Source organism: Microbacterium sp. lyk4-40-TSB-66 (assembly GCF_030209475.1).
In the GTDB taxonomy this organism is placed as follows: domain Bacteria; phylum Actinomycetota; class Actinomycetes; order Actinomycetales; family Microbacteriaceae; genus Microbacterium.
This window is the reverse complement of record NZ_JARVRW010000001.1, coordinates 137,871-157,348: the sequence shown is the minus strand read 5'-3', so window position 1 is coordinate 157,348 and position 19,478 is coordinate 137,871. Positions and strand designations below refer to the sequence as shown.

At 71.4% G+C, this 19,478-nt stretch carries 19 protein-coding genes; 16 read left to right on the top strand and 3 right to left on the bottom strand.

The features are described 5' to 3' along the window. The first annotated feature begins 10 nt into the window (after positions 1-10). Genes QRO03_RS00765 through QRO03_RS00740 form a run of 6 tightly spaced genes read left to right on the top strand, consistent with a single transcriptional unit; the run spans position 11 to position 4,809 of the window. Positions 11-808 (top strand): ABC transporter permease, encoded by a 798-nt coding sequence (locus QRO03_RS00765; protein WP_285135619.1) that lies wholly within the window; start codon positions 11-13, stop codon positions 806-808. After that, positions 778-1,632: an ABC transporter permease gene (locus QRO03_RS00760; RefSeq protein WP_285135618.1), complete on the top strand. Its 855-nt coding sequence runs from the start codon at positions 778-780 to the stop codon at positions 1,630-1,632. Before QRO03_RS00765 ends, QRO03_RS00760 begins: the two co-directional genes overlap by 31 nt. After that, the gene (locus tag QRO03_RS00755; RefSeq protein WP_285135617.1) at positions 1,629-2,390 is read left to right on the top strand and encodes an ABC transporter ATP-binding protein; all 762 of its coding nucleotides are present in this window, start codon (positions 1,629-1,631) and stop codon (positions 2,388-2,390) included. The genes QRO03_RS00760 and QRO03_RS00755 overlap by 4 nt, the downstream gene beginning before the upstream one ends. A 19-nt stretch (positions 2,391-2,409) precedes the next feature. Continuing rightward, positions 2,410-3,012 (top strand): GTP cyclohydrolase I, encoded by a 603-nt coding sequence (gene folE, locus QRO03_RS00750; protein WP_285135616.1) that lies wholly within the window; start codon positions 2,410-2,412, stop codon positions 3,010-3,012. A gap of 1 nt (position 3,013) precedes the next feature. Next, the gene (locus QRO03_RS00745) at positions 3,014-3,808 is read left to right on the top strand and encodes a creatininase family protein (protein ID WP_285135615.1); all 795 of its coding nucleotides are present in this window, start codon (positions 3,014-3,016) and stop codon (positions 3,806-3,808) included. After that, a complete protein-coding gene (locus tag QRO03_RS00740) occupies positions 3,805-4,809 on the top strand; it encodes a LacI family DNA-binding transcriptional regulator (protein WP_285135614.1) in 1,005 nt (334 codons plus the stop codon). Before QRO03_RS00745 ends, QRO03_RS00740 begins: the two co-directional genes overlap by 4 nt. Before the next feature lie 74 nt (positions 4,810-4,883). On the opposite strand, the gene QRO03_RS00735 is transcribed toward QRO03_RS00740, so the two are convergent. Both QRO03_RS00735 and QRO03_RS00730 read right to left on the bottom strand, forming a co-directional pair. Further along, positions 4,884-6,356 (bottom strand): NAD-dependent succinate-semialdehyde dehydrogenase, encoded by a 1,473-nt coding sequence (locus tag QRO03_RS00735; RefSeq protein WP_285135613.1) that lies wholly within the window; start codon positions 6,354-6,356, stop codon positions 4,884-4,886. 301 nt (positions 6,357-6,657) lie between these two features. Beyond that, entirely contained in the window at positions 6,658-8,748 is a 2,091-nt protein-coding gene (locus QRO03_RS00730; RefSeq protein ID WP_285135612.1) for an FAD-dependent monooxygenase, read from the bottom strand. Positions 8,749-8,845: 97 nt separating this feature from the next. Between QRO03_RS00730 and QRO03_RS00725 the strand changes: the two genes are divergently transcribed. From QRO03_RS00725 to QRO03_RS00690, 8 genes are all read left to right on the top strand, one after another. Continuing rightward, positions 8,846-9,550, top strand: coding sequence for an IclR family transcriptional regulator (locus tag QRO03_RS00725; RefSeq protein WP_285135611.1), 705 nt, complete (start codon positions 8,846-8,848; stop codon positions 9,548-9,550). Positions 9,551-9,658: 108 nt separating this feature from the next. After that, positions 9,659-10,165, top strand: coding sequence for an Ig-like domain-containing protein (locus tag QRO03_RS00720; protein ID WP_285135610.1), 507 nt, complete (start codon positions 9,659-9,661; stop codon positions 10,163-10,165). Between the two features lie 179 nt (positions 10,166-10,344). Next, positions 10,345-11,997: a thiamine pyrophosphate-binding protein gene (locus tag QRO03_RS00715; protein WP_285135609.1), complete on the top strand. Its 1,653-nt coding sequence runs from the start codon at positions 10,345-10,347 to the stop codon at positions 11,995-11,997. Beyond that, entirely contained in the window at positions 11,994-13,565 is a 1,572-nt protein-coding gene (locus tag QRO03_RS00710; RefSeq protein WP_285135608.1) for an FAD-binding oxidoreductase, read from the top strand. The genes QRO03_RS00715 and QRO03_RS00710 overlap by 4 nt, the downstream gene beginning before the upstream one ends. A 77-nt stretch (positions 13,566-13,642) precedes the next feature. After that, a complete protein-coding gene (locus tag QRO03_RS00705) occupies positions 13,643-13,876 on the top strand; it encodes a DUF202 domain-containing protein (RefSeq protein WP_285135607.1) in 234 nt (77 codons plus the stop codon). Positions 13,877-13,972: 96 nt separating this feature from the next. Then, complete coding sequence (locus QRO03_RS00700; RefSeq protein WP_285135606.1) at positions 13,973-14,320, top strand: ArsR/SmtB family transcription factor; 348 nt, start codon at positions 13,973-13,975, stop codon at positions 14,318-14,320. Then, positions 14,317-15,006 carry a cation efflux transmembrane domain-containing protein gene (locus QRO03_RS00695; protein WP_285135605.1) on the top strand — a complete coding sequence of 230 codons (690 nt, stop codon included), beginning with the start codon at positions 14,317-14,319 and terminating at the stop codon, positions 15,004-15,006. Before QRO03_RS00700 ends, QRO03_RS00695 begins: the two co-directional genes overlap by 4 nt. 4 nt (positions 15,007-15,010) lie before the next feature. After that, positions 15,011-15,655, top strand: coding sequence for a DsbA family protein (locus QRO03_RS00690; protein ID WP_285135604.1), 645 nt, complete (start codon positions 15,011-15,013; stop codon positions 15,653-15,655). 109 nt (positions 15,656-15,764) lie between these two features. Here QRO03_RS00690 and QRO03_RS00685 read toward each other — a convergent pair whose 3' ends face one another. Beyond that, positions 15,765-17,147 carry an MFS transporter gene (locus tag QRO03_RS00685; RefSeq protein ID WP_285135603.1) on the bottom strand — a complete coding sequence of 461 codons (1,383 nt, stop codon included), beginning with the start codon at positions 17,145-17,147 and terminating at the stop codon, positions 15,765-15,767. 119 nt (positions 17,148-17,266) lie between these two features. Between QRO03_RS00685 and QRO03_RS00680 the strand changes: the two genes are divergently transcribed. Together QRO03_RS00680 and QRO03_RS00675 are read left to right on the top strand one after the other, a co-directional pair. After that, positions 17,267-18,730, top strand: a complete 1,464-nt coding sequence (locus tag QRO03_RS00680) for a fumarylacetoacetate hydrolase family protein (RefSeq protein ID WP_285135602.1) — start codon at positions 17,267-17,269, stop codon at positions 18,728-18,730. Continuing rightward, entirely contained in the window at positions 18,730-19,422 is a 693-nt protein-coding gene (locus tag QRO03_RS00675) for a GntR family transcriptional regulator (RefSeq protein ID WP_285135601.1), read from the top strand. The genes QRO03_RS00680 and QRO03_RS00675 overlap by 1 nt, the downstream gene beginning before the upstream one ends. Positions 19,423-19,478: the final 56 nt, after the last annotated feature.

The following is a 19,478-nucleotide window of genomic DNA, read 5'->3' as shown; positions in this document are numbered from 1 at the left end:
GACGCCGCGTATGAACACCACCCCCATCCGCGGCGTCCTCTGGGCGCTCTCGGGGCTGGCCGCACTCCTGCTCGCCTGGCATGTCGTCGCCGTGACCCTCTATCTTCGCGACAACGGCAGCCCGGGGCCGATCCCCCCTCCGCTCTCGGTGCTCAACCGAGCCGTGACCGGTCTCGTCGAAGGCGCCTACATCGAAGGCCTCACCGCCACCGCCGGCGCGGCCGTCGCCGGGTACGTCATCGCGGTGGCCATCGCACTGACGCTCGGCGTCCTCGTCATGGTCCTTCCCGCCCTGGGCCCCCTCGCCGCCCAACTCGGGGTGGTCACCGCGTGCGCCCCGGCGGCGGCCATCGCCCCGATCGTCGTCTTGCTGACGCCGTCGGGCAGTCGCGGGGTCAGCATCGTCCTCGCGATGCTCGCGGTCGAGTTCCCCCTCGTCGTGGGGGTGCTGCTCGGACTGCGCTCCGCCGCTCCCAGCCAGATCGACCTCGTGCACGCTTACGGTGGCTCCGCGTGGACGGCGATCCGCAAGGTGCGCCTGATCTCGGCCCTGCCCGCCATGCTGGCCTCCCTCAAGATCGCGGCACCCGCGGCGTTCCTCGGCGCGATGACGGGTGAGTTCTTCACCGTCGGTGTCGATCGGGGGGCGGGGCGCCTGCTCATCTCACAGCAATACGTCGGGGACTACAGCGGAATGTGGGCCATCGCCCTGCTCGCCACGCTCGTATCCGCCGCCGGATACGGCGCGATCGCCCTCGCCGGGCGGCTCGTGGCCCCGTGGACGTCTCACGTGGGGAGCGTCCGGTGAACGGCCGCGTGCCCCCGTGGGTGTGGACCGCGCTGTGCACCGCCGCGACGGCCGTCCTGCTGCTGGCGGGCTGGCAGATCGCCCTGAGCATGTCGGGACTTTCGTCGTACCTCGCCAAGACACCCGTCGACGTCTGGCGCTACCTCTTCGTCGACGGCGCCGGCAACCCCGCCGACGCCGCCGCCCGCCGGGCGGTCCTCGCCCCCATGGTGGGCGTGACCCTGCTGCACAGCTCCGTCGGCCTGGCGCTGGGCGTCACCGCCGGGCTCGTCGGAGCCGTCGCCCTCACCGTCTCGCGCGCCCTGCGCGCCGTCTTCCTCCCCCTGGCGCTGCTCCTTCAGACGGTGCCGCTGATCGCCATGGCCCCGGTCATCTACGCCGTCTTCGGGTCGGGGGTGCTCACCGCGGCCGTGATCGCCGCGGTCGTCACCTTCTTCCCCCTGCTGATGAACATCGGCGCAGGTCTGTCGTCGTCGAGCTCCGAGACGATCGACCTCGTGCACGCTTACGGCGGTGGTCGCTGGAAACTGCTGTGGTTCGTCCAGCTTCCCTCGGCCGTACCCGCACTGTTCGCGGGACTCAAGCTCGCAGCGCCCGCGACGATCTCCGCGGCGACGCTGTACGAGTTCCTCTTCTCGTTCGAGGGTCTGGGCGCGAACCTGCTCACGAGCAAGTCGTACTCCGACTACGGATTGCTGTGGACGCTGGTCGTGGTCACGGTGCTGCTCGCCCTCGCCGCATACGCCCTGGTCGTCGTCGCCGAGACGGTGTTCGTGCGCGGCCGCTTCCCTCCTACGACCACCGCCCCGAAAGGCCTCGCATGATCGACACCGGCGTGCACATCCGCTCGCTCACACGGCACTTCCCCGGCCGTCGAGGGGCTCCTGTCATTGCTGTCGACGGGGTCGACCTCGATACCCCGCGCGGGTCTTTCCTCGCTCTTCTCGGCCCCTCCGGATGCGGCAAGTCCACCGTCCTGCGGATGCTCGCGGGTCTGGACTCGCCCACCGCCGGAACGGCGACGGTCAACGGGCTGAGCCCGGCGGAATTACGGCGCACCAATGCCTACGGCATCGCCTTCCAAGACCACGCGCTCCTCCCCTGGCGGACGGTCGAGCGCAACATCGCCTTCCCCTTCGAGATCGCCGGACGACCGGTCGACCGTGAGTGGGTGCAGGAGCTGTTGCATCTGGTGGGGCTCGAGCAGTTCGCCAAGGCGCGGCCGTGGCAATTGTCGGGCGGCATGCGTCAGCGCGTCGCCATCGCCCGGGCACTCGCGCTACGACCCAGCGTGCTCCTCCTCGACGAACCGTTCGGTGCGCTCGACGACGTCACGCGTCAACGATTGAACATCGAGCTGCAGCGTCTGTGGACTGAGCAGCAGGCCACCGCGGTGATGGTGACGCACGGTGTGCAGGAGGCGGTGTTCCTCAGCGACCGGGTCGCGGTCATGAGCGCACGACCCGGCCGCATCAAAGAGGTCATCGAGATCGATCTGCCCCGCCCGCGCACCATCGAGATGACCAGTTCCCCCGAATTCCACGCCTACGTCGACCGCGCCACCGCGCTGCTGTTCCACTGATCCCCCGAAAGGCTCCGTCATGACCGATCTCGCTGCCGTCGCCACCACGCACACCACCCCTGACCTCGAGGCCGCCGCCGACGGCATCCGTCGATACATGCGTGCCGTGGGACTGGACACCGAACACCCCACCCTCATCGACACCCCGCGCCGCGTCGCGGAGGCTGCGCTCGACCTGTTCTCGGGGATGGAGGGCAACCCGCACCGCGCCCTCGGCGGCGGGGAACCGATCGAAGGCGTGTATCCCGGACCCGTCGCCGTTCTCGACGTGCCGTACTCGTCGATGTGCGAGCATCACCTGCTGCCGTTCCAGGGCACCGTCTCGGTCGTGTACCTCCCCGGTCGCGCTCTGGCGGGGATCGGCGACTTCGATGCCATGCTGCGGGTGCTGGCCGCCCGCCCTCAGATGCAGGAACGCCTGGCCGATCAGATCGCTCAGGTGACGCTCGAGACGCTGGACGCGCAGGGGGTCCTCGTGCGCCTGACCGCCGAGCACGCCTGCATGTGGGCCCGCGGGGAGCGCACCGTCGGCGCCACGGCGTTCTCCCTCGCGGCACGGGGGGTGTACGACACGGATCCCGCCGCCCGCGCGGAGGCGCGCGTGCTGCTCGGGATGCACTGACGTGCAGACCGCCGTCGACATCGCCGCTGTCGCTTCGCGAGACGGCGTCGCGCTCGTGCCCGTGGGGGCGACGGAGCAGCACGGCCCGCACCTTCCGGTGTCCACCGACACCGAGATCGCCGTCGCACTCGCCACTGCTGCGGTGGAAAGAGTGACGCCGGAGGTGGCGACGTGGGTCCTGCCGGCCGTCGCATTCGGCTTCTCCCCCGAGCACGCCGGCCGCCCCGGAACCATCAGCCTGTCAGCCGAAACCCTGCTGGCGTTGGTGGATGACGTGGGCCGCGGCGTTGCCGCCAGTGGCATCCGCCGACTGGTTTTCGTCAACGGCCACGGGGGAAATCCCGAGCTTCTCCACGTCGCCTGCCGCCGCTTGCGCGGTCATCTGTCGCTGGCGGCGTTCGCCGTGCACGCGCCGGGCCTGCCGCTTCCGACCGGCATGCTCGACGACGTGACGCACGGCGACCGCGACGCCCACGCGGGTCACTACGAAACGAGCGTCATGCTCACGGTGCACCCCGCCGCGGTCGATCTGGACACCGCACGCGCCGACGGAGTGACGGCGGTGGAGGAGCGGGCGAATTCTCCGCTGCGTCCCTTCGGCGCGGTGAGCGTTCCCTGGCACGTCGACGATCTCTCTTCCTCCGGCACGATCGGCGACCCCACGACCGCCGACGCGGGATGGGGCGCGCGCGCCCTGGCGGCTCAGGCGAACGCGCTGGCCGAGATCATTCGGGCCGTGGCGGCCGACCCCCTTCCGCCCGAGTGGTTACACTCTGGGCGGGGGGAGCGCGGATGACGGTCGATGCGGGGCGCACCCCGACCCTTCAAGAGGTCGCGACCGAAGCGCGCGTGAGCCTCGCCACCGCCAGCAACGCCCTCACCGGCAACCGCGGAGTGAGTCCGAAGCTACGCGATCGCGTGCTCGAGGCCGCTCAGCGCGTGGGATATCCGCGCTCGTCGGCACGGGCGCGGCGCACGGACCGCACGACCGTCGGCATCGTGCTGCCCGACGTGAGGCATCCGGCCTATGCCGAGCTCGCCCACGCCTTCGAACGCGAGGGGGCCCAACGCGAGTGGGCGCTCGTGCTGGCCGGGTCGGACTACCAGCCCGACAACGAACTCGAGGCACTCGAGAACCTGGTGCGCAGCACCGACGGCGTCCTCCTGTCGCCTTCTCGGCCGCCGCGCTCGGGGGTGCATCGTCTGCAGGCGAGTCCCGTGCCGATCGTGGCGTGCGACGAACCGGCCGACTCCGCACTCATCGGCGGGTGGGTGCGCTCCGACAACTTCGGTGGAGGCAGGATCGCGGCCCACCACCTCGTGGACGCCGGAGGAACGCGCTTCGCGATGCTCGGCGGCGAGGGATACCTCCCCTCGACGAAGGAGCGGCGCGAGGGATTCCTCGCCGGTCTCGCCGACCGTGGCCACTCCCCCGACGGGGTGCTCATCATCGGCGAGAACTACGGCATGGACGGCGGGCAGAGCGCCATGGCCGAACTGCTCGAGACCGACGCCGAGGTCGACGCCGTCTTCGCGGTCAGCGACCTGCACGCGGTGGGGGCATTCTTCCGCGCGCTGCAGGAGGGCCGCCGGGTGCCCGACGACATTTTGCTGTGCGGTTTCGACGGTGTGGGCTGGACCCGCCAGATCTCCCCCACCATCACGACCATCCGTCAGGACTGGTCGAGGATCGCGGCGCGCGCCATGGACATCCTGGACGCGCTGATGGCGGGCGGTGAGGGCGATCGCGCCGTGATCCCGGTCGAGCTGGTGCCGGGCGAGTCGACGCGGCGCTGACCCGACCGCGCACGAACGACGGATGCCACGACCCGCGACGCTCCGGAGAGCGTGGGGTCGTGGCATCCGGCGTCTCAGGCGTAGGGGTTCGCCGTCAGGGTGTACTTCGTCTGCAGGTACTCGTGGATGCCCTCGTCGCCGCCCTCGCGGCCGAGGCCCGACTGCTTCCACCCGCCGAAGGGTGCCGCGGCGTTGGAGACCACGCCGACGTTGAGGCCCATCATGCCGGTCTCGAGCTTGTCGATCATGCGCTGTCCGCGCGCGAACGACTCGGTGAAGACGTACGAGACGAGGCCGTACTCGGTGTCGTTGGCGAGGCGCACGGCGTCGTCCTCGTCGTCGAAGGGGATGATGGCGAGCACGGGTCCGAAGATCTCCTCGCGGAGGATGTCGCTGCCGGGCTTCACGTCGGACACGACCGTCGGTTCGAAGAACGTCCCCGGCCCCTCGACCGGCGACCCGCCGGTGGTGACACTGGCGCCGCGCTCGACGGCATCCCCCACCAGGGTCTTGGCCTTGTCGACCGCGCGGTCGTCGATGAGAGGTCCGATCTGCACGCCCTCCTCGGTGCCGCGGCCGACCTTCATGGCCCGCACCCGCTCGGTGACGCGCCGCGTGAAGTCCTCGACGACGCTGCGCTGCACCAGGAAACGGTTGGCCGCGGTGCAGGCCTGGCCGATGTTGCGGAACTTCGCGAGCATCGCGCCCTCGACCGCCTTGTCGAGGTCGGCGTCGTCGAACACCACGAACGGGGCATTACCGCCGAGCTCCATCGAGGTGCGCAGCACGCCGGGCGCCGCCTGCTGCAGCAGCTTCACCCCGACCGGGGTCGAACCCGTGAACGAGAGCTTGCGCAGGCGCGGGTCGGAGATGATGCGCTCCGAGACGGGTCCGGTGTTCGTCGTGGTGACGACGTTGACGACTCCCGCCGGGACGCCCGCATCTTGCAGGATCTGCGCGAAGAACAGGGTCGTCAGGGGCGTGAGGGTCGCGGGCTTGATCACGACCGTGCAGCCGGCGGCGAGCGCGGGGGCGATCTTGCGGGTGGCCATGGCGAGGGGGAAGTTCCACGGCGTGATGAGGTAGCAGGGGCCCACCGGGTGATGCGAGACGATCATGCGGCCGGTGCCCTCGGGGTTCGCGCCGTAGCGACCCTGGGTGTGCGCGGTGACCTCGCTGAACCAGCGGAGGAACTCCCCGCCGTAACCGACCTCGCCGCGCGCCTCGGCGAGCGGCTTGCCCATTTCGAGGGTCATGAGCAGCGCGACGTCTTCCTTGCGCTCCTGCAGCAGGTCGAAGGCGCGGCGGAGGATCTCGGCACGCTCACGCGCCGGGGTCGCCGCCCACGACGGGAACGCCTCGGCGGCGGCATCCATCGCCGCGACGCCGTCGTCGACCGTGGCGTCGGCGATCTCGAGCAGCACGTCGCCGGTGGCGGGGTCGTTCACGGCGACGGTCTCGCCCCCGGTCGCCGCGCGCCACTCGCCGTTGATCAACAGCCCGGTGGGTACGGATGCCAGCAGCTCGCTCTCGCGCGAATCGGTCATGGGTCCTCCTGGATCGGGGCGGGGTTCCCGCCAATTCTCGTCAGCCAGCGCAGCCAGGCCGATATACGCGGTGTATAAAGCGGATGTCGATGTGGCCACGGTGGATGCCGAGGCGGCGGCGGGTCGGTGAGGCGCGGCGCGCGTTCGGCGCGGCGAGCGTGGGGCGTGTTCGGCGCGGCGCGCGTTCGGCGCGGCGCGCGCGGGGCGGTCGAGCGGCAGGGAGATCCGGCCGTCGCGGACGCATAACCACGATCGGTGCGCGGAAACACGCCGCCCCCGCGTTTATGCGCACGGATCGTGTTTATGCGTGGGCCGCCACCGGCGCACCCGGCCCCGCCGCACCCGGCGCAGCCCCGACCGGCGCAGCCGCAACCGGCGCAGCCGCACCCGGCGCAGCCCCGACCGGCGCAGCCGCACCCGGCGCAGCCCCACCCGGCGCAGCCGCACCCGGCGCAGCCCCGACCGGCGCAGCCGCACCCGGCCCCGCCGCACCCGGCGCAGCCCCGACCGGCGCAGCCGCAACCGGCGCAGCCGCAACCCCGACCGGCGCAGCCGCAACCGACGAAGCGCCGGTCGCCATCACCCCGGCCAGGAACCGCTCCAACTCGTCGGGGGCGGTGAGCGGCAGCACGTGCGCGACGTACTGGTCGGGGCGCACGACCACCACCGCACCCTCGGCGCCGATGCCGCGCTCCGCGAAGATGTCGGCGCTGGTCCAGGCCGAGGGGGCCGCGGCGAACACCTTCTCGAGGTCGGTCAGGCCGAGCGGACCCGAGCGCGGACGGAACAGCGTCGGCACCTCGACGACGTCCTCCCACCGGCCGGGGAACACCGCCTTCACGTCGAACACCGCGTCGAGGTCGGCATCCTCCGGCGTGAAGCGCTCCACGATCTCCCGCGCGGCCCCGGCCCAGTCGCGCAGCGCCGAGCCCTCGGCATCCGCGAACGCGTAGATCCGCCAGCGCCCGTCGGCCCTCGCGTGGTGGCCGAGGTGCACGGCGTTTCCGTCGCAGACGCGCACGACCTCCACGCTGTGGAAGCGCTTTCCGACGGGGAATCCGGATGCCAGCTCCTGCGCCGGCGCCTCGGCCACCAGGGCCGAGGGGGCGTAGTGCGTTCCGAAACCCGAGGGGAACTCGGCGGTGGCGAGGTAGTAGGTCGCCAGCTCGTCGGGGTCGGTGATCTCGCCGGGCTTGCGCGCCATGAGCGACGACCATTCGCGGTCGAAGTCGATGAGCTGCTGGGCGACGGGGCGGCGCTCCTGGTCGTACGTGCGCAGCAGCTCCGCCGGCGCGAGCCCGGTGAGCACGTGGCCCAGCTTCCAGCCGAGGTTGAAGCCGTCCTGCATCGAGACGTTCATGCCCTGGCCCGCTTTGGCGCTGTGCGTGTGGCAGGCGTCGCCGGTGAGGAAGACGCGCGGGTGGTCGAGGTCGTCGACGAACTGGTCGGTCACCCGGTGGCCCACCTCGTACACGCTCGACCACGCGACCTGTTTCACGTCGATCGAGTACGGGTGGAGGATCTCGTTCGCCCGTCGGATCACTTCTTCGATCGGGGTCTGCCGCACGCGGTGGTCATCGTCGGCGGCGACCTCGCCGAGGTCGATGTACATGCGGCTGAGGTATCCACCCTCGCGCGGGATGTGCAGGATGTTGCCCGCGGCGGCGTTGATCGCGCACTTGATGCGCCAGTCGGGGAAGTCGGTCTCGACGAGCACGTCCATGACGCCCCATGCATGGCGCGCCGCGGCCCCCACATGCGTACGCCCGATCGCTTGACGCACGCCGCTGCGCGCGCCATCGCACCCGGCGACGTAGCGGGCGCGGACGGTGCGTTCGCCCCCGGCATCCCGAACACGGACCTGGACGGCGTCGTCGCCCACCGTGAGTCCGAGGAACTCGACGCCGTAGTCGGGCACGATGCGCGCGGGGCCGTGGGCCGCGGCCTCGGCGAAGTAGTCGAGCACCCGCGCCTGGTTGACGATGAGGTGCGGGAACTCGCTGATCTTGTAGCCGTAGTCCTCGGTGCGGGTCGTGCGGACGATCCGCTCGGGGTTCTCGGGGTCGGGGGCCCAGAAGTTCATCCAGCCGATGTTGTACGCCTCCGCGGTGATGCGGTCCGCGAAACCGAACGCCTGGAAGGTCTCGACGCTGCGGGGCTGGATGCCGTCGGCCTGGCCGAGGGCGAGACGCCCCTCGCGCTTCTCGATGAGGCGCGTGGTGAGCCCGGGGAACTGCGACATCTGCGCGGCCAGCAGCATGCCGGCGGGACCCGAGCCGACGATCAGCACGTCGACCTCGTCGGGGAGTCGGTCGGGACGGTCGAGGCCGGTGCCCGCGGCGTTCTGCACGCGCGGGTCGCCCGAGACGTAGCCGTGGTGGTGGAACTGCATCGTTTCTCCTGACCTCGATGTCGGGTTGCAGCCGATCACTCGACGTTCTATATTCGAACGCAGTGTTCTGCTACCGAACGAGAGAGTAGCCCGATCCATGCCCGCACGGCAAGACGCCTCCCCCGCCTCGCAGACGCTCAGTCGCGGCATCCGCCTGCTCGAGGAACTCGCTGAGGCACGCACCCCGCTGACCATCGACGAGCTGGCCGCCCGGGTCGCGCTGCACCGCTCCGTCGCCTACCGCCTCCTCCGCACCCTCGAGGACCACGGACTCGTGACCCGGGATGCCGCGGGCGCGGTGCGTCTGGGAACGGGCCTCGCCGCCCTCGCCGCGGGAGTCGCCGCCGACCTGCAGGCCGAGGCGCTGCCCGAACTCACCGCCGCGGCGAACGACCTCGGCATGACCTGCTTCCTCGTCGTGCTCGACCACGACGAGTGCGTCACCCTCGCCAGCGTCGAGCCCCGCCACGCGGTCACCGCCGTCGCGCAGCGGCCGGGGGCACGGCATCCGGTCACCCGGGGGGCTCCGGGGCGCGTGATCCTCGCGCAGCTGCCCCTGCGGCGCTGGCCCGACGACGTCGACTCGCGTCTCGCCGCCGAGGTCGTCGCGGCCGGGGAACGCGGGTGGGCGACGAGCCACGACGAGGTCGTACCCTCTCTCCGCGCCGTCGCGGTGCCGCTCGCCGTGCAGGGCCGCGAGCTCGCCGCGGTCGCCGCCGTGCACGTCAGGGTCGATGCCGACGACGCCGCGATCGCGGCTCGGCTGGAGGCTGCAGCCGAGGCCATCCGCGTGGCGCTCTGACCCCCGCGAGTTCTTACGGAACCGTCAGAACCCCGCCTCGGTGAGGCGGGTCCTGCTGATCTTGGTGCGAGCCCGAAGACATCGGGTCACCGGAAGAAAGCAGTCGATATGTCCCTCCGTCGCCCCGCCGTCGTCGTCGCCGCCTGTACCGCCCTCGCCCTCAGCCTCGGCGGGGTCGCGAGCTCGGCCTCGGCCGTCGAGTTCCGCCCCGCGTCTTTCCCCCTCTCGTTCACGGCGGCTCCGGTTCCCCCGACCGCGGCGAACCCGTTCCCCGGCATTTCGTTCATCACGCCCGCTCCGAGCAAGGCGAAGCTCGCCTACAACACGCAGGTTCAGGTCACCTTCGCCGGCGACGTCGGCGCCGTGGGCACGTCGACGTTCTTCGTCACCGACGACCGCGGCGCGCGCATGAGCGGCACGGTCTTCCCGGCCCCCGTCTACGGCTCGGGTGGCCGCGAGAACACCTGGGTCTTCAGCGCCACGAGGAACTTCCCGAAGAACGCGCAGCTGACCGTGCACCTCCAGGGGATCACCAGCTCGACGGGATCGATCCTGCCGACGGCGACGTGGAAGTTCTCGACCGGGACGTCGTACCAGTACGGAGGTCTGTACTGACCGCGGCTCGCACCCGATCCGTCGCGCTCGATCCGTGCGCCTGACCGCGGGATCGTATATGATCACTCGCGTCAGGCGCACGGGGTCGTGCGTCGCTGCTCGAAAAAAGGGCACGTAGCGCGAGGACCGCGCGAGACACATACGGCTCATTCCCGTTCCTGTTTCGCGAAAGGCTTCGCATGCCCATCGTCTCCGCGCACGTCGCCCACACCCTCGGCCGCCACCTCGACCACGTGTTCGGGGTGATGGGCAACGGCAACGCCCATTTCCTCGACGTGCTGCACCGCGAGACCGACGTCACCTTCACCGCGATGCGTCACGAGGCCGGCGGGGTCGTCGCCGCCGACGCGCACTACCGTGCCTCGGGGCGTATCGCCGCGGCGACCGCGACGTACGGCGCCGGCTTCACCAACACCCTCACCGCCCTCGCCGAGGCGGCTCAGGCCCGCATCCCGCTGCTGCTGGTCGTGGGAGACGAGCCCACCTCGGGCCCCCGACCGTGGGGTGTCGACCAGGTCGCCCTCGCCTCGGCGGTCGGCGTGCGCACGTACACGGTCGGGGATCGGGATGCCACGGCCACCGTCCTCATCGCGCTCGAGCATGCGTTGACCTACCGCGTGCCGGTCGTGCTGGCCATCCCCTACGACGTCGTGACCCGCGAGGCGGGCCCGTTGACGGATGCCGGGACGGTGACGCTCCCGGCGCCCCTCGCCCCGCGGGGACCGGCGGCGGAGGCGACCCTCGACCGCATCGCCGACGCCCTCGCCGGTGCGGAGCGCCCGTTCCTGCTCGCCGGCCGCGGCGCGTGGCTCGCCGGGGCGGGCGCCGCGCTCGGGCGTCTCGCCGAAGTGACGGGTGCGATCACGGCATCCACCGCCCTCGGTCGCGGCATCTTCCCTGACACCGCCCACGACCTCGGCGTCACGGGAGGCTTCGGCGCCGAGGGCGCCATGGAACTCGTGCGCGAGGCCGATGTCGCGGTCGTCTTCGGCGCAGGGCTCAACCAGTTCACGATGCGTTTCGGTGAGCTCTTCGCCCCGGGCACGCAGGTCTTCCAGATCGACGTCGCCCCCACCGCCACGCACGCGCAGGTGGGCGGATTCGTGCGGGCGGATGCCGCATTGGCGGCCGAGGCGCTCGGGCGACGTCTGGTTTCGCACGGTGCCGTCTCGTCCGGCTGGCGCGACCGGGTGGAGGTGGCTCCCCTTCGCGAGCAGGAGCCCGGCGACGGTCTCGCACCCGACGGCCGCCTCGACCCCCGCTCGGCCGCGGCACGCATCGCGGAGTTGCTGCCCGAGGACCGCGTCGTCGTCTCCGACGGCGGACACTTCCTCGGCTGGTCGAACATGTACTGGCCGGTCGCCTCACCCGACCGCGTGATGATGGTCGGAACCGCCTACCAGTCGATCGGACTCGGATTCCCCTCGGTCGCGGGAGCCATCGCCGCGCGCCCCGAGGCGACCGTCGTCCTGACCACCGGCGACGGCGGCGGACTCATGGCGATCGCCGACCTCGAGAGCGCGGTGCGCTCGGCACGGGGCCGCGGCATCGCGGTCGTCTGGAACGACGCCGCCTACGGCGCCGAGATCAACCTCTACGGCCTGAAGGGCCTCGCCCGCGAGCCGATGCTGATCCCCGAGGTCGACTTCGCCGCCGTCGCCCGCGGCTTCGGTGCGGAGGGCGTCGTCGTGCGCGAGATGGCCGATCTCGACGCCCTGGCCGAGTGGACGCGGCGCGACCCGGAGGACCGCGCCTTCCTGCTGCTCGACCTGCGCATCAGCGGCGACGTCATCGCGCCGTACCAGCGCGAGATCATCAAGGTGAACTCGTGAGCACGGTCGGACTGGCCGCCCCGGGAGGTCCCGGCGACCCGGGCGACGGCCTCGACGGGCGGGGCGACGGCCGCGGCGGGCCGGGCGACGGCGCGGGCGAGCCGGGCGACGGCTTCGACGGGCCAGGCGACGGCGCGGGTTGCGGCCTCGGCGGGCCGGGCGACGGCGCGGTCGAGCGGGGCGACGACCCGGGCGCACAGCGCACCGGCGCGGGCGAACCGAGTGACGCCCTCGACGAGCTGCGCACCGCCCTCGGCGACCGCCTCCTCGACGACCCCGCGAGCCTCGCCGCCTACGCGGTCGACAGCTCCCGCGCGCAACCCGACGGCCTGCCGGTCGCGGTCGTGCGGGCCACCTCGACCGGCGACGTCTCCGCCGCGCTCGCGTGGGCGCACGCCCGTGGCATCCGGGTCTCCGTCCGGGGTGCCGGCACCGGACTCTCCGGCGGGGCCGTCGCTTACGCGGGCGGACTCGTGGTGTCGCTGGAGGCGATGAACCGCATCGTCGCGATCGATGCCGACAACCGTCTCGCCGACGTCGAGGCGGGCGTCGTCACGGCCGACCTGGATGCCGCAGCCCACGCGCACGGCCTGTTCTTCCCGCCCGACCCGGCGAGCGCGGCATGGTCGACGATCGGCGGCAACATCGCCACGAACGCCGGCGGTCTGCGCTGCGTCGCCCACGGCGTGACCACCGATGTCGTCGCCGCCCTCGAGGTGGTGCTCGCCGACGGGCGCGTCATGCGCACCGGTGGCCGTACCCGCAAGAACACCACCGGCTACGACCTCACGAGCCTGTTCTGCGGCTCCGAAGGCACCCTCGGAGTGATCACCTCGGCGACCGTGCGCCTCAAGCCCGTGCCGCCGGGGCAGCCCCGCACCTTCCGGGCGAGCTTCGACGACATCGAAGACGCCGGACGCGCCGTCACGGCGATCGTGTCGGGCCCCGCCGCCCCCGAAGTACTCGAACTCATCGATGCGCGCAGCGTCGAGATCATCGAGGCGTTCCACCCGAGCGGCCTGCCTTCCCCTGGCGCCGCGATGCTCGTCGGGCAGACCGTGGGGCTGACCGCGCCCGAGACCGCAGAACAGATCGCCGCGATCTGCCGCGCGCACGGTGCGAGCGAAACCGAGATCAGCGACTCCGACAGCCTGCTCGAGGCCCGCCGTCTCGCCAACCCCGCGTTGACCGCGCAGGGTCTGCGGGTGTCGTGCGACGTCGGCGTGCCCGTCGCGCAGCTCGCGACGGTATTCCACGGGATCGGCGAGATCGCCGAACGGCACGGTCGCCGTGTCGCGATCGTCGCTCACGCCGGAGACGGCAACCTGCATCCCACGGTCGAGGCGGGAGACAGCCCCGCAGAGTACGCCGCCGCCGAGCGGGTGATCGACGACATCACACGCCTCGCCCTCTCCCTCGGCGGCACGATCTCGGGCGAGCACGGCATCGGCTCGGTCAAACGTCACGAGCTTCCCTGGCAGCTGGATGCCACCGCCCTCGACGTGCAGCACGCGATCAAGGCCGCGCTGGATCCGCGCGGCATCCTGACACCGGGGCGGGCGATCTAGCGACCGGACGCACGGAGCCGACCGCTCGCGCCGGTCCGACCCGCCGGCGTCGCCTGCCGCCAGTACGGTGGTGACCCATGAGGACCAGAACGCGCCTGATCTTCTGGGGCACCGCGATCGCCCTGATCAGCGGCGCCGTGGTGGTGCTGTACTTCTTCCAGCCCTGGCGAAGCTGTGACTACGAGGACACCTCCGCGGGCTGCGCGATGCTCCCGCACGACGCCGCCGCTATGGGGGTCGCGGCGTTGGCCTTCGTCGTGGGCGTGGTCGTTCTCGCGGCCGGCCTGCTGACGCGGCGGTCGCCCGCATGACCGAACCCGGCGCGGTCGCGACGCGCGGGAGGTCGCTCGCGCTTCGACCGTAAGTACACGACATGCTTTATTCACGAGAACGTGTACCATCGCCCCATGTCCACCGCGACGCTCACGGCCTCACTGACGCACACCGCGGCACTCTCCCGCCTGGGGCACGCGCTCTCCGATACGACTCGCGCGGGGGTGCTGCTCGCTCTCCGACAGGCTCCGGCCTACCCCTCCGACCTGGCCGACGAGCTCGGCGTCTCGAGGCAGGTCATGTCGAACCAGCTCGCGTGTCTGCGGGGGTGCGGGCTGGTGGAGGCCGTACCCGAGGGTCGGCGCACCCGGTATCGCCTCGCCGACACGCATCTCGCGCCCGCGCTGGACGAACTGCTGCGGGTCGTCCTCTACGTCGAACCCGGCTGCTGCGCGGGGGAACGCTGCACCTGCGGCGCATGACCGCCCCCATCGCTCACCCCGTCGTCGGACGACGGTACGTCCTGCAGCGCCGCATCAGATGGATCGTCGCGGCGACGATCGCGTACAACCTCATCGAGGCGGTCGTCGCCATCTCCGCCGGTACCGTCGCCTCCTCGGCAGCGCTCATCGGATTCGGGCTGGACTCGACGATCGAGGTGCTCTCCGCCGCCGCCGTCGCGTGGCAGTTCACGCGCCGCGACCCGGAACGGTGGGAGAAGGGCACGTTGAGGGTCATCGCGGTGGCGTTCTTCGCCCTCGCCGCCTACGTCACCGCGACGTCGGTGTTCGCGCTCGCGGGGCAGGGCGAGGTACGGCACTCGACGATCGGCATCGTCCTCACAGCGCTGAGCGTGGTCGTGATGCCGTTCCTGTCGCTGGCGGAGCGCCGCGCGGGACGCGAGCTGGGATCGGCCACCGCTGTCGCGGACTCCCGGCAGACGCTGTTGTGCACATACCTGTCCGCTGCGGTGCTCATCGGACTCGTCCTCAACAGCCTGCTCGGGTGGTGGTGGGCCGACGGCCTCGCCGGACTCGTCATCGCCGTGTTCGCCGTTCGGGAGGGTGCCGAGGCGTGGCGCGGTGACGCGTGCGCGACGTCGGTGGGAATGCTTCTCGAAGACGAGCACGACGACGAGCATCATCACGCGCACGATCACGAGGACTGAAACCGTGAAGACGCAGAACAAGCCCCTTCTGATCACGCTGGCCGCCCTCGCCGTCGTCGTCGCCGTCGGCCTCGTCGCCTTCCTGGTCACCCGCGCACAGGCTCCCGACCCGGCGGCCGCCGCCGTGGTGCGAGCCGACTCCCATGTCCTCGACGACGCGGGCGCGGACGCCGTCACCGTCGTGGAGTTCCTCGACTTCGAGTGCGAGGCGTGCGGCGCCTACTACCCCGTCGTGGAAGACGTGCGGCAGAAGTACGCGGGACAGATCACCTACGTCGTCCGCTACTTCCCGCTCCCCGGCCACGCCAACTCCACGACGTCCGCCCTCGCCGCCGAAGCGGCGGCGCGGCAGGGCCGCTTCGAGGACATGTACCACCGCCTCTTCGACACCCAGTCCGAGTGGGGTGAGGCGCAGGAGTCCCGCGCCGATCTGTTCCGCGAGTACGCCGTCGACCTCGGTCTCGACATGACGGCGTACGACGCCGCTGTCGCCGACCCTGACACAGGACGACGCGTGCAGGCCGACTTCGCGGAGGGACGCGCTCTGGGTGTCCGCAGTACCCCCACGTTCTTCGTCGATGGTCGGCCACTCGTCATCGAGCGTTGGAACGACCTCGAAACAGCCATCGAAGCCGCCCTGGAGCGCTAGGTTCGGCACGGGCGCCCGGCCGTCGGGTACCGCGCCGCGCACAGAGCCGCCCCGCACACGCCGACGGCCCCGCCACGCCGAAGCGCGACGGGGCCACCGGACGCAGCCGTCAGACCCGCGACAGTCCGCGGATCGGGCTGACCTCCTGCTCGGCCTCGTGGTCGGGACCGAGGGGGATGCCGCTGCGGTCGCGAAGCAGCAGGGTCGCGACGAGCCCGAGCACCGCCATGATCGCGAGGTACACCGTCACCGACACGGTCGTGCCCGTGGCATCCACCAGCGCCGTCGCGATCGTCGGGGCGAACGCCCCACCGCAGATCGCACCGATGGCGTACGAGATCGAGACGCCGGAGAAGCGGATGGATGCCGGGAACAGCTCGGCGTACAGCGCCGCCTGCGGGCCGTAGGTCAGGCCGAGCCCGACCGTCAACAGCATCAGGCCGAGCGTGAGCAGCGCGAGGCTGCCGGAGTTGACCAGCGGGAACAGCGCCAAGATCGCCACGAGCATCGCGATCCAGCCGATGATGTACGTGTTGCGGCGCCCGATCTTGTCGCCGAGCCACCCGCCGATCCAAGTGAAGGCGAACCAGGACACCGCCGAGAGGGTCACCGCGCCGAGCACGTCGGCCGTGGCGAGACCCAGCGGGCCGTCGGGGTTGGTCGCGTAGCGCTGGATGTAGCCACCGGTGGTCATGTAGCCCACGGCGTTGTTGCCGGCGAACACGAATGCGGCGATGATCACGAGCAGCGCGTGCTTGCGGAACAGCTGCACGATCGGCATCCGGGTCTGCTCCTTGCGCTCGGCGATCTCGACGAACACCGGGCTCTCCTCGACCTTCCGGCGCACGTAGTAGCCGACGAGGATGAGCACGAACGACAGCAGGAACGGCACGCGCCAGCCCCACGCGAGGAAGGCGTCGCCGGGGGCGATGAGGGCCATGAGGGCGAGCATGCCGCTGGCGAGCAGCAGGCCGAGGGGCACGCCGAGCTGCGGCGACGCGCCGAACAGGCTGCGCTTGGCCTTGGGGGCGTGCTCGACGGCCATGAGCACCGCGCCGCCCCACTCGCCGCCGGCCGAGATGCCCTGCATGACGCGCAGCAGGATCAACAGCGCGGGGGCGGCGACGCCGATGACGTCGTACGTCGGCAGCACGCCGATGAGGGTGGTCGAGGCTCCCATGAGGATGAGCGTCAGCATCAGGACGACCCGGCGGCCGTACTTGTCGCCCAGGTGGCCGGCGAGGAAGGCACCGAGGGGGCGGAACAGGAAGCTCAGCCCCACCGTGAGGAACGACAGGATCTGCGCGATGCCGGGACCGGCGGGTGCGAAGAACAGCTGCCCGAACACCAGCCCCGCGGCCGAGGCGTAGAGGAAGAAGTCGTACCACTCGACGGTGGTGCCGACAACGGTGGCGAAGACCACGCGGCGGCGGTCCGTGGAAGTGGAGATGGTGCCGGTGGGCGTGAATCCCGGCGGTTGCGAGCGAGACATGGGGACTCCTTCGAGACGTCGTCGTCATGGGACCCCGGACGTCGTCGTCGGTGACGGGCGCATGTTGCCGGGGCGTTCGTCATCGTATACGATTTCGGATACGACGCAAGGGAGCTTCCATGATCGACCGCACCGACCCCCGGTTCACCGTCCTCGACGGGCGCCCGGGCAAGATCGTGGCCGTCCACCTCTCGTACGCCTCACGCGCCGACCAGCGGGGCCGCCGTCCCGCCGCCCCCTCCTACTTCTTCAAGCCGTCGAGCTCCCTCGCCCCCTCGGGTGCCGAGATCGTGCGCCCCGCCGGCACCGAACTCCTGGCGTTCGAGGGCGAGATCGCGCTGGTCATCGGCGAGCCCGCGCGGTGGGTGACTCCGGATGCCGCGTGGAGCCACGTGGCATCCGTCACCGCCGCGAACGACTTCGGCCTGTACGACCTGCGCGCGAACGACAAGGGTTCGAACGTCCGCTCGAAGGGCGGCGACGGCTACACCCCCCTCGGTCCGCAGCTCATCGACGCCCTCGCGGTCGACCCCACGGCGCTCCGTCTGCGCGCCTGGGTCGACGGCGACCTCGTGCAGGACGACACCACCGCGGGCCTCATCTTCCCGCTCGCCCAGATCATCGCCGACCTGTCGCAGCACTTCACCCTCGAAACCGGCGACGTCATCCTCACCGGCACCCCCGCGGGTTCGTCGGTCGTCGTACCCGGTCAGGTCGTCGAGGTGCAGGTGGATGCCGGTGAGCACTCGACCGGTCGGCTCCGCACCGCGGTGGTGCAGGGCTCGCAGTCCTTCGACGCCGCGCTCGGCTCGCTCCCCGCGGTCGACGACACCCAGCGCACCGAGGCGTGGGGCTCCCCCGAGGCCGCGGGGATCGTGCCGCCGGCCCCCCGCCTCGCCGCCGACCTCCGCGCGAAGCTCGAACGCGTCCCGGTCGCCGCCCTCAGCGGACAGCTCCGCAAGCGCGGCCTCGACGACGTCACGATCGACGGCGTGCACGCGCTCACCCCCGGCAGCCGCTTCGTCGGCACGGCGCGGACGCTGCGCTTCCTCCCCCACCGCGAAGACCTCTTCGCCGCGCGCGGCGGCGGGCAGAACGCCCAGAAACGCGCGTTCGACGCGGTCGGTGCGGGCGAGGTCATCGTCATCGAGGCGCGCGGCGAGACCGGATCGGGCACGCTCGGCGACATCCTCGCCATCCGCGCCCACGCGCAGGGAGCGGCCGCGATCGTCACCGACGGCGGCGTCCGCGATGCCGAGGCCGTGGCCGCGGTCGGCATCCCCGTCTTCACCGCCGGCCCGCACCCGGCCGTGCTCGGTCGCCGACACGTCCCCTGGGAGACCGACGTGGCCGTCGGCTGCGGCGGCACGACCGTCGAACCCGGCGACATCCTCGTCGGCGACGGCGACGGCGTCATCGTCATCCCTCCCGCGATCGTCGAACAGGTGGTCGACGCCGCCCTCGCGCAGGAGGAAGAGGACGCCTGGATCGCCGGGCAGGTGGCATCCGGTCATCCCCTCGACGGACTCTTCCCGATGAACGCCGACTGGCGCGCCCGGTACGACGGCGAAAGGAACGCCTGATGGATGCCACGACCCCTACGACCTCCCGCAGCAAGTCGCAGCAGGCCTACCACTGGGTCAAGGAACGCATCGCCTCGCAGGAGTTCACCCCCGGCTACCGCCTCGTGCTCGGCACCATCGCGGGCGAGCTCGACATGAGCGTCGTACCCGTGCGCGAGGCCATCCGGCAGCTCGAGGCCGAGGGCCTGGTGATGTTCGAGCGCAACGTCGGCGCGCGGGTCTCGATGGTCGACGACACCGCCTACCGCTTCAGCATGCAGGCGCTCAGCCTGCTCGAGGGAGCCGCGACCGCGCTGTCCGCTCGTGCCCTCACGGCGAACGACGTGCGCCGCGCGCGCGAAATCAACGAGCTGATGGTCGAGACCCTCGAGCACTTCGACCCGCGCGCCTTCACCGCGCTGAACCAGGAGTTCCACGCCATCCTGTTCGCCAAGTGCGCCAACCCGCGCATGCTCGAACTCGTGCAGGCCGAGTGGGCGCGCCTCGGGCACCTGCGCGACTCCACCTTCAGCTTCGTGCCGGGGCGAGCTGCGGAGTCGGTGCGCGAACACGAGAACATCCTCGTGCTCATCGAGAACGGCGCGCCCCTCGCCGAGATCGAGAAGGTCTCGCGGCGCCACCGCTCGGCCACCCTCGACGCCTACATGATCCATGAGCACCCCGACGAAGTGCTCGGCCTCCCCGCTTTCTGATCTCCGGATGCCGTTTCCCCGACGCCCCGACCGCACCGTCGCCACGGGCCCGTCGC